The sequence below is a fragment of the Nostoc sp. FACHB-133 genome, from assembly GCF_014698055.1.
GTDB lineage: Bacteria > Cyanobacteriota > Cyanobacteriia > Cyanobacteriales > Nostocaceae > Nostoc.
On record NZ_JACJSH010000005.1, the window covers coordinates 54,784 to 70,308 of the forward strand.

General features: G+C 41.0%; 13 protein-coding genes, 1 tRNA gene and 1 pseudogene. 7 read left to right on the forward strand and 8 right to left on the reverse strand.

All coding sequences use genetic code 11. The features are described from left to right. Positions 1-121: 121 nt before the first annotated feature. Positions 122-1,240 (reverse strand): NADH-quinone oxidoreductase subunit NuoH, encoded by a 1,119-nt coding sequence (gene nuoH / locus H6G86_RS06020; protein WP_069070629.1) that lies wholly within the window; start codon positions 1,238-1,240, stop codon positions 122-124. A 126-nt stretch (positions 1,241-1,366) separates the two neighbouring features. Between nuoH and H6G86_RS06025 the strand changes: the two genes are divergently transcribed. Continuing rightward, the gene (locus H6G86_RS06025) at positions 1,367-1,660 is read left to right on the forward strand and encodes a hypothetical protein (protein ID WP_190933563.1); all 294 of its coding nucleotides are present in this window, start codon (positions 1,367-1,369) and stop codon (positions 1,658-1,660) included. Here H6G86_RS06025 and H6G86_RS06030 read toward each other — a convergent pair. The 6 genes and pseudogenes from H6G86_RS06030 to H6G86_RS06055 all read right to left on the reverse strand — a co-directional run bounded on the left by H6G86_RS06030 (position 1,636) and on the right by H6G86_RS06055 (position 7,893). After that, the gene (locus H6G86_RS06030) at positions 1,636-2,772 is read right to left on the reverse strand and encodes a citrate synthase (RefSeq protein WP_190933564.1); all 1,137 of its coding nucleotides are present in this window, start codon (positions 2,770-2,772) and stop codon (positions 1,636-1,638) included. The two genes, H6G86_RS06025 and H6G86_RS06030, sit on opposite strands and share 25 nt — an antisense overlap. Positions 2,773-2,880: 108 nt before the next feature. Continuing rightward, positions 2,881-3,375: a phosphohistidine phosphatase SixA gene (gene sixA / locus H6G86_RS06035; protein WP_190933565.1), complete on the reverse strand. Its 495-nt coding sequence runs from the start codon at positions 3,373-3,375 to the stop codon at positions 2,881-2,883. A gap of 112 nt (positions 3,376-3,487) precedes the next feature. Then, positions 3,488-4,690, reverse strand: a complete 1,203-nt coding sequence (locus tag H6G86_RS06040) for an HNH endonuclease (RefSeq protein WP_190933566.1) — start codon at positions 4,688-4,690, stop codon at positions 3,488-3,490. 119 nt (positions 4,691-4,809) lie between these two features. Next, positions 4,810-5,268, reverse strand: a pseudogene (locus H6G86_RS06045) (DUF29 family protein). Positions 5,269-5,443: 175 nt separating this feature from the next. After that, positions 5,444-6,730: a DHH family phosphoesterase gene (locus tag H6G86_RS06050; RefSeq protein WP_190933567.1), complete on the reverse strand. Its 1,287-nt coding sequence runs from the start codon at positions 6,728-6,730 to the stop codon at positions 5,444-5,446. 665 nt (positions 6,731-7,395) lie between these two features. Continuing rightward, complete coding sequence (locus H6G86_RS06055; RefSeq protein WP_114083489.1) at positions 7,396-7,893, reverse strand: HNH endonuclease; 498 nt, start codon at positions 7,891-7,893, stop codon at positions 7,396-7,398. A 393-nt stretch (positions 7,894-8,286) separates the two neighbouring features. Here H6G86_RS06055 and alr point away from each other — a divergent pair, with 393 nt between their 5' ends. Next, entirely contained in the window at positions 8,287-9,474 is a 1,188-nt protein-coding gene (gene alr / locus H6G86_RS06060; RefSeq protein ID WP_163928300.1) for an alanine racemase, read from the forward strand. Positions 9,475-9,582: 108 nt separating this feature from the next. Beyond that, positions 9,583-9,664 (forward strand) — tRNA-Leu (locus tag H6G86_RS06065). A gap of 86 nt (positions 9,665-9,750) precedes the next feature. Here the strand turns inward: H6G86_RS06065 and H6G86_RS39440 are convergent. Further along, positions 9,751-9,876, reverse strand: a complete 126-nt coding sequence (locus tag H6G86_RS39440) for a hypothetical protein (RefSeq protein ID WP_277883547.1) — start codon at positions 9,874-9,876, stop codon at positions 9,751-9,753. Between the two features lie 698 nt (positions 9,877-10,574). On the opposite strand from H6G86_RS39440, the gene H6G86_RS06070 reads away from it, so the two are divergent. The 4 genes from H6G86_RS06070 (at position 10,575) to H6G86_RS06085 (ending at position 15,473) form a co-directional block, all read left to right on the forward strand. Beyond that, positions 10,575-11,642 carry a response regulator gene (locus tag H6G86_RS06070; RefSeq protein ID WP_190933568.1) on the forward strand — a complete coding sequence of 356 codons (1,068 nt, stop codon included), beginning with the start codon at positions 10,575-10,577 and terminating at the stop codon, positions 11,640-11,642. A 68-nt stretch (positions 11,643-11,710) separates the two neighbouring features. Continuing rightward, positions 11,711-12,088: a response regulator transcription factor gene (locus H6G86_RS06075; RefSeq protein WP_012411883.1), complete on the forward strand. Its 378-nt coding sequence runs from the start codon at positions 11,711-11,713 to the stop codon at positions 12,086-12,088. Between the two features lie 4 nt (positions 12,089-12,092). Next, entirely contained in the window at positions 12,093-12,590 is a 498-nt protein-coding gene (locus H6G86_RS06080; RefSeq protein WP_190933569.1) for a chemotaxis protein CheW, read from the forward strand. A 60-nt stretch (positions 12,591-12,650) separates the two neighbouring features. After that, entirely contained in the window at positions 12,651-15,473 is a 2,823-nt protein-coding gene (locus H6G86_RS06085) for a methyl-accepting chemotaxis protein (RefSeq protein ID WP_190933570.1), read from the forward strand. The last annotated feature ends 52 nt before the right edge of the window (positions 15,474-15,525 follow it).

Genomic DNA, 15,525 nt, shown 5'->3' on the forward strand with positions numbered 1-15,525 from the left:
ATCCCTTGTCTTTTGCCCTTGGTCATTAGTCATTTATCCTTTGTCCTTGGTCATTTTTCCTTTGTTATTCACTAATGACTAATGACTAATGACTAATGACTTAATGACTAACGACTAATGACTAACCACCAAAAGCGAAGGGAAAGGCTAGTTTCAGAGCGGCGGTTAATAGAAGATTAACCAAACCAACTGGTAACAAAAACTTCCATCCTAAATCTAACAGTTGGTCAATCCGTACCCGTGGCACTGTCCAGCGCAACAGGATGGCGACAAACACTAGTAAATAGGCTTTGAAGACGGTCATCGTGATTCCCAAAGAAGCAGTTACTATCTGGAATACGGGATTTAATTCACTGACTCCCAGCCAACCAGCGATGAGGTTGAGGGGAATAGGAAAGTCCCAACCGCCCAGGTAGAGAATTGCTACTAGTAAGGAAGAAAGGATCAAGTTAACGTAGGAACCCAGGTAGAACAGACCGAATTTCATACCTGAGTATTCAGTCTGATAACCCGCAACGATTTCTTCTTCCGCTTCAGGTAAGTCAAAGGGTAATCGTTCGCATTCAGCTAGAGCGGCTATCCAAAAGATCAGAAAACCGATTGGTTGTCGCCAAATGTTCCAGCCCAAAATGCCGTAGCCAGATTGTTGATTGACAATATCAACGGTGCTGAGGCTGTTAGACATCATAGCGATCGCTAACACCGCCAGCGCTAAAGGAATTTCATAGCTAATAGATTGCGCTGCTGCCCGCAAGCCCCCTAAAAGGGAGTATTTGTTATTAGATGCATAGCCAGCCATCAGCAAGCCAATGGGTTGAATGCTTGACAAGGCAATCCACAAGAATACGCCCATGCCCACATTGCTAATAACGATATTCTGCCCAAAGGGAACGATCAGGAACGACAGAAAAACCGGAATTACAACAATAATGGGGCCGAGAGTAAACAGCCAGGGGTCAGACTTGGCTGGTACTATATCTTCTTTAAATACCAGCTTCAAACCATCAGCTACAGGTACCAGCAACCCAAAAGGCCCCTGGTATTCTGGCCCAATTCGCTGCTGTGCGGAGGCGGAAATTTTCCGTTCTAGCCAAGTAGCAACTAATACCCCCACTGTTGCCCCAATCAGCATCAGTATCATTGGCAGGGGCATCCAAATTGCTTTGGCTGTTCCTGCTGGTAAACCTAAATCCCGGAGGGATTCAATAAAAGTTCCTTGGAGGTCAATTCCTGAGTTCATGTTTCCGCTCTTTAAGACATCGAGTCATGGTGAGTTACAACTATTAGTTAAATTAATACCTGTAAATTCACCCATTTTTAATTTTTGCCCAGATGATGCTTGATTGAAGATTTGTCGCTAATTCCCATGCCTAGTATATCCTTGGATGGTTTTAGCCCTCTGAAGCGATATGAGAACTTCTACTTATGGTTGGCATTGGGATTGGCTATTCAAGGGACAAGGGGAGCAGAGGGAATGGGAGCAGGGGGCAGGGGGCAGGGGGTAGGGGAGACAAGGGGACAAGGGGACAAGGGGACAAGAGGTGAGAACTTGAAACAAGTCTTTCCCCTTGTCCCCAATTCTCCTTGTCCCCAAGTCCTCTTCCCAATGCCCAATGCCCAATGCCCAATACCCAATTACCGTTGGTCAATGGGAGTATAAGTAACTTCGTGCAAACCGTTATAAACCTGGGTAGGACGGAAAATCCGGTTTTCTGCTAGTTGTTCTTTCCAGTGGGCTAGCCAACCGGCAACGCGAGCGATCGCAAATATTGGTGTAAACAAGTCTGTGGGAATTCCCATCTTCCTATACACCAAACCGGAGTAAAAGTCAATATTAGGATAAATTCCTTTGCTACCGAGTTTTTCTCCTACCACTTGTTCCATTTCTAGGGCAATATCATAGAATTTGTCATGCCCAAACTTTTCAAACAGCTGTTCTGCTAGTCCTTGTAAAATTATGGCTCGTGGGTCTTTTACTTTATACACACGATGTCCAAAGCCCATAATCTTAGATTTAGTTTCTAGACAATGCTGTATGTAGGGACGAACATTTTCTACAGAGCCAATTTTTTCCAACATCTGAATTACTTCTTCATTGGCTCCACCATGCAGGGGCCCACCCAAAGTTCCCACAGCACTAGCAACCACAGCGTAAGGATCAGTTAAGGTAGAAGCTGTCACCCTGGCACTGAAGGTAGAAGCATTCATTGTATGCTCGACTTGAAGTATCAAGCAGATATCAAAAATCCGCGCCATTAAAGGATCGGGTTCTTTCTCATCGAGCATGTATAGAAAGTTGGACGAATAGTCTAAGTCATCACGGGGACGTACCGGGTCATTGCCTTTTCGCATCAGTTGGAACGCCGCCACCATTGTCGGAATGGTTGCTATCAGGCGCACCACGGAATCTCGAATGTAGGCAGGATTATGTAAATCCCGGAGTGAATAAAACAAACCTAAAGCAGCAGCAGAGGCTTGTAGGGCATCCATTGGGTGACCGCTTTCTGGAAAGCATTTCATCATGTCCCGAATGCGGTATTTTATCCGCCGGTGGTAACGAACTTCATGTTCAAATACTTCCAGTTCTTCCTTGCTTGGCAGTTCACCCCAGATTAAGAGATAAGCAGTTTCTAGGAATGTACTTTTTTCTGCTAGTTCTTCAATCCGGATGCCACGATATTCTAGTATTCCTTTTTGCCCATCAACATAGCTGATACTTGATTGAGCGGCGGGAATGCCTTCTAAACCAGGCTTGTATTCGCACACCATCATGGCACCACCATTTGCTTTTTGAAATATCTGATCAAGCTAACTTACCAGAAATTTATTGTCGCCATAACAGTAGCCGTTCTAACAACAATCGAAAATGTTGGAAAACTGTTATAGCAGGTATTTGGGTGGTGTCAACCAAAACATCTGACTCCGACCCACAGGAGAACCTGTTTCTGGTAGTTTTATCCCAATCATACCTGCTTTTTTCAATACTAAGTTTTCTTTGACTTCTCCCCACAGGAGAATTTCTGCCCAACTGGTCAAATCAGGTTCGTGTCCAACCAGCGCCAGTTGGGTATTTTGGGAATAATTTCTCGGTTTTAACCAGTCTTTTAGCCAATTAGAAATTTGACCATCGTGGGCGAGGTGGCTAGATTCCTCTAACTGGGAGCTTAATTTTTCTTCTATAAGGATTTCAGCCGTTTGGCGGGCCCGCGCTAAGGGGCTGGTGAGAATCAAATCAAAGCTTAAACCCAATTTAACAAGTTTCTGGGCAACTTTCTCAGTTTTTTGCCTTCCTTCTTTGGTAAGGCTGCGTTCCTCATCCTTAATGCCTAATCCCTTGTCTTCGGCGATGCCATGACGAATTAAGTATAGTTCCATACTTTGAATTTTTTTAGCGTAGCCCTTGCTTAGTTAGGATTTACGTCTAGTGTGACTTAACCTATCCTAGTCTTAATTATTATTACGTATTCGTTGATCTGATTTTAAATTATTAAACAGTAGGACACCATTTACACTGATCAAACCTCTGTTTCAAATACTCCTGGTTGGGATGGCAAATTTTATCTTCTGGAACGCGTAACTTTATCCCCTCAATTGTTCGATATTCAGTGGCTTTGAGAATAGGGGAAATATGCACTATCATTGTTTTTGGATTAATGACAATGAGGTTTAGGTCAAATAAGGTATGTAAATCAGCACGTAACAACAAACCATTTGATGGGTGATTATTTTCGGTTTCAATATAAGGAATAATGTGGGCAGCTTCAAGTGCAGCATCAGCATCAAAATTTGTGATAGCACACTTACTAGAATAAGCATCTAGCAAAGACTTACGAAACTGTTGTTGCCCCTGTCTCCTAACTATTGATACAGTTATTTTTTGACGAGCCTCGGCATCACTTTTAAAATTGAAAAACTTTTGTTTGTCAAGTTCTTCTCTAGCAAGTAATAGTTCATTAGTATCTAGCGATGGCTTCGGCTCCACCGACGGTATTTTAGGCTCCCTGTTCAAAATTGATTCACAAGTCTTTATCCTCTGAATTGCTTTGACATATTTGGAATCAACTTCTAAGGCTAATTTATAATTATCGATTGCAGCTTGACACTCCTTATTTTGCTTAAATGCCTCTCCCTTATCAAAGAAGATGTCAACAAGTCTAACTCCTCGTCTTTGCCTTTGTTGTATTAAGGAATGCTTCTCCCATTCTGAATTTAAAAAGTCAGATGCTTTGCTATTGAATCTACGTCCGCTTGCTCCAAAATGAAAATTTATTCCCTGAAATTGAGGTAATCTTCTTAAATCCTTTTGTTCCAGAGGAAAATCAAAGTCAACAACTGAATCTATTTGGATATTAACGGCAAAACATCTCCCATCGTAGGATATATATGCTGCACTTAAATCTGAATATTGTTTTCTATCTAAAAGCTTTAATTGCTCATCTTCTGGTGCTGCAATAACATGACCAGCAGCAATAAAGCCACTAGGTTCATTGCCAATATTTCCGCTTCTCTGAAAGTAAGCTCTATCTCCAACCTGTATAAATCTAGAATTCCAGCAACTCCAAGATGTTTCGTAGTATTGTCCTGACGAAATTTCTGATTTTATCAAGCCAGGAAGTTCACTATTTTTAATGATTCCTTTCCCACTGTAATATTCTGCTTCACCGTTGCAAAGAAAAATTATAGTTTCCATCAAATATAAAAATGACTAATCATGATTGTCATGATGTTAGCCATTTAGGATACTAAAGATAAGCCGTATATTTACCCAATTGAGAGTATGGCGTAGCAGTTCTTATAGGGTAAATAACCTTACGATTTTTGGTCAGCGTTAGGATAAAAGTCTAAGTCTAAAATCTCATTAACAGAAAACGGACAGGCGATCGCAAATTTATCTTCTGATAAACTTGTTTCCACCATTGCCTCTCGCCGCGCTCTTTGATAGGTAATATTTATCCACTCGGTATCAAGCTGGGACTTTCTTGCAGCAATTCGTCTATATTCAGTCGCTCACGGGTAATGCACTTGCCAACTGTGATTACGACGTTCTGGCTGATACTTCCATGTCAACAAATGCGATAAGACTAACCGCAACGCACTTTGCAACGCCCGTTGTTGACTCTTACCCAAGTCCACCACTTCCTCAATTAAGTGTTCTAAATCCAGCGTGTCCCAGTGGTTCAATCGCAAAAGCTCTGCTGTCTGCTCTACCCAAGCATAAAAATCTTGCTCATACAGAGTTTGTAAGATTTGGAGTTTTATAGACTTCATGGCGCTCCTTCTTCACAAATAAATAAGTAGGCGCAAGTTAACTTTGATTTAGTTCAGCCTTCGTCATAAAACCCAAATTCCCGACTTTTACCAAAAATCGGGAAGGGATGCTATCTGAACAAACACTTTGACTGCTGCATTAGTTAGGAGTTCTCTCCATCTCCTTTATCTTTCTCTATTCTGATTGAATTGGGTTATCTCTAGGATTAACCAACCTCAGCAATTTTTGCTTAATTTGAGCGTCAAATACTTCCCACTTCATTTTCGCATAAGCGGAATTTTCGTTGCTGCCAGATAAGAAGCCCATCGGAATTTCAAAGCCGCCTGCGCTTGTCCTTCCACCGCCAAAAAACCGCCCGGCGCTATCTTGTCCAAAGGCTTCTTTGATGAATTCATCAGGGTCAAGGGTCAGTTTGCTAGTTCTCAGGGAACCGATAACTATTTCCAGTTCATCGTCTTCATCATGAACAATGCCGTAAACTACCGCAGTGTGAACGTTTTCTTCGGTAACGAGAAAATCAGCCGCTTGGGGGATGGCATCGCGGTCATCGTAGCGTAAGTAACCAACACCAGCAATGGAAAAGTTATTTTGAACGATGCGATTTTTTAGCGATCGCTCGATCACATCCATTACCCGCTTGGAACGGTTCGCCTGTAAAATGGCGTTTAGCAATTGGGCATCATAAAATCGGCTTAAATACGCAGCTGCCATAAAGTCTTCTTCTTGCGCTTGCATTAACCGATTTGTATCCGATCGCAAGCCGTGCATCAAGGCAGTTGCACATTTAACGTGTTGATTTATGCTGCTATCTAATGCTAGTAATCCCGTTTGGAGATACTGCGTAAAAATTGTTGCTGTCGCTCTTACATAAGGGCGGATATCTTCAAACTCTGATTGCAGATCGCCTTGGATACTATGATGGTCAACGAGTACCACTAAGGGAATCTTAGCCTGCTGCACTGCTGATAGTAGCTGTGAAGTAGTTCCCTGGTTATCAATTAATACAAAACCTTGATAAGATGACAAATCTTTAGTTTTCAAGGTTTGCGGTGTCCAGCGTTGGATAGGTAAGTTAGTCAGCCTTACCAAGGCAATATTTTCTTGATGGCTCAATGCGCCAGCATAAATGATTTCGCATTTGATATCATATTGCTGGGCGATTAACTGATAAGCCCATGCACAAGAAAGGGCATCAGGGTCAGGAAAATCTTGCAAAATTACCAGTTGGCGATCGTGTCGATGTGCCAAAAGGGTTTTTTGCAATTCTTCGGACTTTTGTTGTGCCAGAGAATTACCACGGTGACTAAGAAATATAGCTCCGTCACCTACCGATGGCGGTAATGATGGACTTTTAAATGAAACTTCCACTGGCGCTTTCTCGATTTCAGGTTCCTCTGGGTTTGGCTCTGCTGTGGTCAATGACAAACTCTCAAACTGAGTAACGGGAGAATTCAAGTACATAGGGAACTTTTTTAAAGTGTGAGGCTCCTTTAATTCAGAAATACTAAGATCAGCAATTCACTGAATTTAGCCACATTATTTTGATCTTCGCAAAAATATCAAGACATTGCACTATACATCTAAGTATATTTTTTGTCAGTAACATCGCTTGATATCAATTAAATTCCACTAGAGGGTATATGAGTGCTGAAAACAAGCAATTTTTGTATATTGGGCTGTATCTGGCAGCATAAATCTGTTTGAGGAGCTTTTTTCTCTTCCTTAAATTGAATCAGCAGGATTTTTATCTGAATTTTTTATCTGACTTAGGGTATACTTTCTATCTTATACTTTAGGGTTAGTCCTTGATCTTTCAAATATTCTTATGCTCAATAATCTCATTATTATGACTATTGAGCAATTAACAATTACTTTTAATTAACAACGCCTGTTTGTATCCCCTTTGGAAAGTCTCAGAATTCAGAGAGGATGCCTAAGAAAAGTTTAACCATATACACAAGTGTATAGGCTTGAGCATTGACCATTGCGTCGGTCTACGAGACGCGATCGCCTTTTTTCCAGCCATATAGCCGCCAACTTTTCAACACTCCATTAATAAAGCTGTTAGATTGAACCTAAAGCAATAAGGTGTTTCTTTTTTATCCTCTACTCCTCTGCGTTTTTGCTCAAAGACCTATAACATACTTTTGCCACTCTGTATGCAGTCCACTCTTAAGATGTTTGCTGACCTCGAAATAGAGGCTGCTATAAGGTTGGCGGGGAGGATGGCGTAAAGGCATGTGAGCTTCATGGGGAGTCCGACTGCCTTTTTTCACATTGCAACGGACACAAGCTGTCACAATGTTCTCCCAGGCATCGCCCCCGCCGCGCGATCGCGGTATTACATGGTCTAGAGTCAACTCATCTCCTGTGTAACCACAGTATTGACAGGCATGACCATCACGGTGCAATATATTTCGGCGAGTTAGAGGAATTTCTTTATAAGGAACACGCACGTAATGACGTAACCGGATTACGGTCGGCAACGGAAAATCCGAGTACAAAAATTTACCGTTGTGTTCTACGCGTTCTGCTTTGCCCTTGATTAACAGAACCACAGCACGCCGCCAACTCGTTATATTGAGAGGTTCGTAAGATGCGTTTAAGACTAAAACCTTCCCCATTTATCTGCGCTCAGGGTATTAGCTTTACATAAATGTTAACACAAATACACCCTGCTAGGGAGATGAGAATAAATTATACTTTCGGCATAATTCGGCAATTAATTTATGACTTAAGAGTTATGAGTGAAGAGTTAGGAGTTTGGAAGTAAAACTTCTAACATCACACCAATAATTTTACGTAGGTTAATGCAAATAACACAGCAAAAAGCCGAGCTATAAGATTTACCTCTAACTCCCTGCTCATAAATCTTAACTTTTAGTTTACTACTGCAACATCTTGTATCACTTCCAAAATGAAGGTTAAACTTCCTATTTAATCTGATCTCGCTTTTAGGAGCGTGTATAGATAGATAACTTGAAAGTTTAGCCGTGGTGGGATAGGAGTCAGTACAAATGTTAAGTCGCAAACAAATCCCTGGTGTAGTTCCTAATCAGCAGTGCGACACCTACGCGTGGTTTTCGCAACGAGCTTGGGTAGAAATTGATTTGGGGGCGTTGTCGTACAACGTACAGCAATTGGTGCAGTTTTTATCGCCGCGTACCCAGTTGATGGCAGTAGTAAAAGCTGATGCTTATGGACATGGTGCGGTGACAGTTGCCCAAACTGTAATTCAATCGGGAGCTAGTTGGCTGGGAGTCGCTACAGTTCCAGAAGCTATTCAATTGCGAGAAGGCGGGATTGAAGCGCCCATTTTGATTTTAGGAGCAACTCATACACCAGAGCAGATTCATGCGATCGCACAATGGAAACTTCAGCCCACACTCTGTAGCCCTAAACAAGCTTTGGTCTTTTCCAATATCCTGGAATCCATGAATCATGGTTCCCCAGTGCCCGTACACATTAAATTAGACACGGGTATGTCTAGGTTAGGAACTAATTGGCAGCAAGCCGGTGAATTTGTGCAATTAGTGCAGCGCCTACCACATCTATCGATTGCCAGTATTTATTCTCATTTGGCAACAGCAGACGATCCTGATACAACGGCAATGGAAGAACAGCATAGACGATTTGAGGAAGCGATCGCTCAAATCAAAGCAATGGGAATTGAACCACCTTGCTTGCACTTGGCAAACTCAGCCGCCGCACTTACAAATCCGGCATTGCATTACGACATTGTGCGAGTAGGTTTAGCTGTTTACGGACTCTACCCAGCACCGCATTTACAAAATGCGATCGACCTCAAGCCCGTTTTGCAACTTAAAGCACGAGTCACCCAAGTTAAAACAATTGCCGCAGGAACTGCTGTTAGCTACGGGCATAAATTTATTGCCCCGCGTGAACTTCGCCTTGCTGTTGTGGGAATTGGCTATGCTGACGGTGTTCCTCGCAGTCTTTCTAACAAAATGCAGGTGTTAATTCGCGGTCAGAGAGTGTCGCAAATCGGCACAATTACGATGGATCAGTTGATGTTGGATGTAAGTGCCATACCCAATATCCAAGAAGGCGAAGTAGTCACTTTGCTAGGGGAACAGGGAAAAGAACAAATTTCCGCAGACGATTGGGCAGAACAACTAAACACTATTTCTTGGGAAATTCTCTGCGGATTCAAGCATCGTCTGCCTCGTGTTGCGGTTATGTAATTGGGTATGGGGTATGGGGCATGGAAGAGACTTGTTCAATAATTTCCCCTTGTCCCCCTTATTCCCTATTCACAAAAATAATTTCTTATGGTAAGATAGTAAACTGATGCGGATATGGCGGAATTGGCAGACGCGCTAGATTTAGGTTCTAGTTCCGAAAGGAGTGAAGGTTCAAGTCCTTTTATCCGCATTTTTAATAAATTGAATTGCCTTATCTAGGCTGGTAGTTATACTGCGCAGTGACTAATTTTTTTGTCGGTGACTTATTGTTGTCATTCAGACAAACACCTTAATCACGCGATAAATGAAATATAAATCATCATTTTTAATTGGTATCTGCCTAGCTTTGCTTTTCAACTTAGTATTTTCTAATATTTCCTCAGCACAAATTACAGATCCCATTCCTGATTTTCTTGTGAAAAAAAATTATTGATAGCGCAGGCAATATCATCGAAAGTTCTTACGATGACGCAGTTATAGAATGGAAAACTATTAATCCTGCTGCTAATACTTTTTCTGGAACTTTCCGGTAAATTCTGCTGATAAGGCTTTTGCAGCATCCACCGAGGTATGAACACTGAAATAAGACATACTATTATCTCTGTTCATGAAACTAAAACATATAAAAAATCAATTTATTATTATCAATAAACCAGTATTATTACTGTGGTCAAGTTGAAGTAACTCGATACAAAGTGGCTTCATCTAGCGTTTAGCTCCTTCAAAAATAGAGCTTACTTCAGTGTAAATACATAAATTCAAATATATCACTATCTACAAAATCAGTATTATTCCTGTGGTCAGATGGGGGTTACTCAATGGAAAGTGGCTTCATCTAGTCTTGACATTTTTATGTCTTATTCTCGCAAGATGTTTATTAATCTCAGTAACAGTAAGTAAATTAATAACGATTTATGAATTTACTAAGATTTACTCATCTGAAAATAACGCTACTGTCGTTGAGTTGTACCACAAACCTAGATATAAACTGATGTACTTTAAAATACAAAAGTTTGATGCTTTTTAGCTGATTTCAATTGTGGAATAACTCTATACGAATTTAGCCAACACGTATCGAATTTAGCTGAAGTAAAAGCAAAATGAGCACAACTCCTATAGGTAGCTACAGGTTGTTCCAGAAACTACATCCACTATCTCTGTTGGCACAATTAACCAGCCGCCGTGCTACAGGGTGCTTAAGCATATTTACTGGAATAGTTTCTTGGTCAATTTATCTAGAGGACGGTAAACTTACTTATGCCTCCTATTCAGATAAACTGTTTGAGCGGCTTGACAGTCACTTGCGACGCTTAAGCCAGCAGATTCCTGCTCTCAACAGCGCCACTCGCGTACAAATGCGGCTGATGTTTGAGACGAAGAATGAACATCAATCAATACCCAATGCGGATTACCAAGCTATTTGTTGGTTAGTCAATCAGGATTATATTACTGCTGTGCAAGCAGCAAGCCTGATAGACGAATTGGCAAAAGAAGTACTGGAATCATTTCTGTGTTTAAAAGAAGGTAGCTATGAATTCAGCCCGGAAAGCTCTTTGGATGAACTACCAAAGTTCTGTCGCCTGGATTTGCGATTACTTGTTGAACACTGTCAAAGACAGTTAAGAAATCGGCAAAATATCCAGTCATCAATTCCGGCTGGTGCGGGTTCCCAAGTTTTGTCTAAAATACAACCGTCTCAAGTTCAGCCACAACTACAAATAAAACTTGGGCAAAAGTTGCCGATACCAATCACTTTTGATATTCCTGAAAATAATAAAACTAATCAACTACCTGCTGCCAAAAAACTATATACAATTGCCTGCATTGATGATAGCCAAACAGTTTTAAATTCTATTAAACACTTTTTGGATGAAAATACATTTTCTGTTGTCATGATCAACGATCCGGTGAAGGCTTTAATGCAAATTTTGCGGAGTAAGCCCGATCTGATTTTACTAGATGTTGAGATGCCGAGCTTAGACGGTTATGAGCTATGTTCTTTATTACGAAAACATTCAGCTTTTAAACACACACCTATCATTATGGTGACTGGTAGAACAGGATTTATCGACAGGGCAAAAGCGAAAATGGTTAGGTCTTCAGGATATTTGACTAAGCCTTTTACACAATCAGAATTGCTAAAAATGGTTTTTAAACATCTTGGTTAATTTTACTAGTAACCAATAACTATAAGCAAATTTAATCGCCTTAAGTTATTTTTTAGGAGATTTATATAGTGAGTCTGACTTTACTTGGCACAATTCTGATTGTAGAAGATTCTCCCAGTGAATTGGAATTAATGAGCCATTATCTTAAAGAGAGTGGTTACAACGTAATTAAAGCAAGTGGTGCAAAAGAGGGTTTAGAAAAAGCTGTGTTAGAAAAACCAGATGCGATCGTTACTGATGTAGTAATGCCAGAGATGAGCGGATTTGAATTGTGTCGCTCTCTGAGAAGAAATCCGATTACTGCAAAAGTGCCGATTGTGATTTGTAGTTCTAAAAACCAAGAAATTGACCGTTTATGGGCAATGAGACAAGGTGCAGATGCCTACATAACTAAACCTTACACCCGCGAACATCTCCTACGTACTATTAAATCAGTGGTAATTTGAATCAATGACTAGTACAAACATTACACTTCCTTTAAAACCAAATCAAAATAATTTAGCAGACAGTTATCTAAAGTTTCAGCTAAATCAGCAGACTGCTGCTGTTTTATCAATGAAGCATACGCAAGAAGCAATTCTTGTACCTATTGAATCTGTAACCTCAATGCCTAATATGCCCACCTGCATATTAGGGTTAATGAATTGGCGGAGTCGGATAATTTGGGTAGTTGATTTACCAAGAATGCTCAATTTAGAATCTCTAGATTATCGACTGCGGCAATACAGTACGATCGTTATCCAAGTAGAATCATTGGTGCTAGGTTTAGTTGTGCAAGAAATAAAAGGTACAACTAAGTTCATTGCTGATGAAATTCATTCTCCTATAGGACAAGTGGCATCCAGTTTAGTTCCTTATTTATGTGGCTGCGTTGTCCAACAAGAAGAAATCTTGCTGGTATTAGATGCACAGGCAATTGGGCAGTCTTCTATTCTCCGTGGTGATTAAAATGTACTACTAAAAAGGATTTTTAGTGTTTTTATTCACATAGTTAGGAAAAGTATTTTTATGTTTAATAAAACCAACACAAATCAAGGTAGCAGCGCTCAAAATAGAGCGTCGCTGATTTCATCCCAAAAAATAACTAGTGGTGTCATAAAGCTACCAACTAAGAATACTAGCAAAACTGCTAATAATTCTTCGCTAAATCAGGCTTTTGCCTTTTTTACAAAACTCGGATTGGCTAAGAAGGCGACTATTTTAGCGATCGCAATCGGTACAATACCAGTATTAGGCATTGGTGCGATCGCTTTTACGTTTGCGAACAAGTCTATTACTAAGCAAATTACCCAGTCTCAACAAGCTGAAGCAACTGGTTTAAGTGATAAAATTAACCGCTTCATGTTGGGACGATACGGGGATATTCAGGTAATATCAAGTTTGCCTTTTTTGACAAGTCCCCAAGGTAGTACCAGCAATTCACAGAAACAAGCAGTTTTAGATCGAATTGTCGAAGCTTACAAAGCTTATGACAGCGTGGCTGTTTTTGATCGTCAAGGTAATTTAATTGTCCAATCCACAGGCGAACCTCTGGATAATCAAAAAGACCTTACCTACTTTCAAGACGCTTTACAAAAAGATACTCCTGTCATCAGTAAACCGGAAGCAGTAAAAAATACTGGTGTAGTGAGTATTTATATAGCTGCACCTGTGAAAGAGAAAAGGACAGGCCAAACCATTGGCGTAGTAAGAGCGCGGCTGCCTGTAACATCCTTAGAAGAAGTCATCAAAAACTACGTAGCCAATGGACAACAATACCAGTTGCTTGATGCTTCAGGAAGAGTTTTCTTGAGTCCCCAAAAGGGATTATTGGGGAAAGAGGCAAAGGGAGAGTATGCTAATTTACCTAAACTGCTGACAGCAAAGAAGGTAGATAGTTTTATAGATGTTCCTAAAACTGACAAAAAACAAAAATTAGTCAGCTACGTACCAGCTATCAAGCTAGATGGCTTACCTGATTTAAACTGGCAAGTGCTTTTGTCCACAGACACTGCAACTGTATTTGAGCCGCAAAGACAATTGTTGTGGACTATAGCTGTTGGTACAGCACTGACAGCATTGATTGTAGGTGCGATCGCATCTTGGTTAGCTAAACTTACTACACTGCCAATTCTCACTGCAACTGCGGCATTAGCAAAGCTTGGTCAAGGTAAATTCAATACCCGTGTGGAAATTGAAAGAGAAGACGAATTAGGGGTATTGAGTGCAAATATCAACCTGATGGCCGAACAATTGCAGGTCTTAGTTAAAGAACAGGAAGTAGACGTTGAAGGGGCAAAATTACTAGCAGATATTACTCTACGAATTCGGAAAAGTCTGAAAACTGAAGATATTTATCACGCAGCAGTGAAAGAAGTTCAGCAAGTTCTAAAAACAGACCGGGTAATAATTTATAGTCTGAATCCAGATAATCGGGATGGCGTTGTTGTTGCCGAATCGGTAACTGGTAATTGGCCGGAAATGCTTGGAGTGAAAATCGACGATCCTTATTTTCGGGAACGTTATATAGAAACCGAGCGTGATGGACAGGTGCAAGCAGTTGCAGATATTCATCAAGACCAAAGTCTGAAAAATGCCAACAGTTACATTCGACTATTAGAAAAATTTGCCGTCAAAGGTAATTTGGTTGTACCAATTCTTGCTCAAGAAAAACTTTTAGGCTTATTAATTGCTCATCATTGTGAAACTGTCCGTGTTTGGCAACAGCCGGAAATTGACTTATTTCAACAGATAGCAACTCAAGTCGGCTATGCCTTAGAACAAGCCAAGTTATTAGAGGAGATAGAACAAGTTAGGAATATTGGAGTCACCGATTCTGACGATGAACGGCATCAAAAAGAAACACTGCAACAACAACTTTTAGAACTACTCAATGACGTAGAAGGTGCAGCCAGAGGCGACTTGACAGTACGTGCAGACGTGACGGCTGGAGAAATCGGCACTGTTGCCGACTTTTTCAACTCAATTGTCGAAAGTCTCCGCGATATTGTTACCCAAGTTCAAAAAGCTGCCACCCACGTTAATACTGCCATTGGTTCTAACGAAGGAGCAATGCGCCATTTAGCAGAAGAAGCACTTACGCAAGCTGCCGAAATCAACCGCACCTTAGATGCTGTTGACCAAATGACCCAATCCATGAAAGCTGTAGCCGAAAGCGCCGAAAAAGCTGCTTTCGTTGCCAATCATGCCGCTAACACTGCTACCAAGAGTGGACACGCGATGGATTTGACAGTACAAAATATCCTGTCTTTAAGGGAAACTGTGGGTGAAACTGCTAAGAAAGTGAAACGTTTGGGAGAATCTTCGCAACAAATTTCCCGTGTAGTTTCCTTGATTAACCAAATCGCCATTCAAACTAACTTATTAGCCATTAACGCCGGCATTGAAGCAGCGCGTGCAGGTGAAGAAGGTCAAGGCTTTGCCGTAGTTGCTGAAGAAGTTGGCGAATTAGCAGTCAGGAGTGCCGCAGCAACCCAAGAAATTGAACAAATTGTTGAAAATATCCAACGAGAAACCAGTGAAGTGGTTCAGGCGATGGAAATAGGCACTACCCAAGTGGTGGAAGGGACTCTAATTGTGGAGGAGGCTAAACAAAGCCTGAGTGAAATTTTGGATGTATCGCGTCAAATTGACTCCTTAGTACAGTCGATTTCCACTGCAACTGCATCTCAAGTTGAAACATCACAAAGTGTTAGCCAATTGATGAAAGATATTGCTGCTATATCACAACGCACCAGTGATTCTTCTCGTCAAGTTTCCGAATCTCTACAACAAACGGTGGAGATTTCTCAACAGTTACAAGAGACTGTTGAGGCTTTCAAAGTTAGTTAAGTTTGTCATTTGTCCGTTGTCTGTTGTCATTTGTCCGTTGTCCGTTGTCATT

Excerpts from the sequence above, each read along its gene's own strand:
- H6G86_RS06025 (WP_190933563.1), top strand. The coding sequence starts at position 1,367 with ATGCCTAGTATATCCTTGGATGGTTTTAGCCCTCTGAAGCGATATGAG.
- alr (WP_163928300.1), top strand. The coding sequence starts at position 8,287 with ATGTTAAGTCGCAAACAAATCCCTGGTGTAGTTCCTAATCAGCAGTGC.
- H6G86_RS06080 (WP_190933569.1), top strand. The coding sequence starts at position 12,093 with ATGACTAGTACAAACATTACACTTCCTTTAAAACCAAATCAAAATAAT.
- H6G86_RS06050 (WP_190933567.1), bottom strand. The coding sequence starts at position 6,730 with ATGTACTTGAATTCTCCCGTTACTCAGTTTGAGAGTTTGTCATTGACC.
- H6G86_RS39440 (WP_277883547.1), bottom strand. The coding sequence starts at position 9,876 with ATGGGATCTGTAATTTGTGCTGAGGAAATATTAGAAAATACTAAGTTG.
- sixA (WP_190933565.1), bottom strand. The coding sequence starts at position 3,375 with ATGGAACTATACTTAATTCGTCATGGCATCGCCGAAGACAAGGGATTA.
- nuoH (WP_069070629.1), bottom strand. The coding sequence starts at position 1,240 with ATGAACTCAGGAATTGACCTCCAAGGAACTTTTATTGAATCCCTCCGG.
- H6G86_RS06070 (WP_190933568.1), top strand. The coding sequence starts at position 10,575 with ATGAGCACAACTCCTATAGGTAGCTACAGGTTGTTCCAGAAACTACAT.
- H6G86_RS06085 (WP_190933570.1), top strand. The coding sequence starts at position 12,651 with ATGTTTAATAAAACCAACACAAATCAAGGTAGCAGCGCTCAAAATAGA.
- H6G86_RS06040 (WP_190933566.1), bottom strand. The coding sequence starts at position 4,690 with ATGGAAACTATAATTTTTCTTTGCAACGGTGAAGCAGAATATTACAGT.
- H6G86_RS06055 (WP_114083489.1), bottom strand. The coding sequence starts at position 7,893 with ATGGGGAAGGTTTTAGTCTTAAACGCATCTTACGAACCTCTCAATATA.
- H6G86_RS06030 (WP_190933564.1), bottom strand. The coding sequence starts at position 2,772 with ATGATGGTGTGCGAATACAAGCCTGGTTTAGAAGGCATTCCCGCCGCT.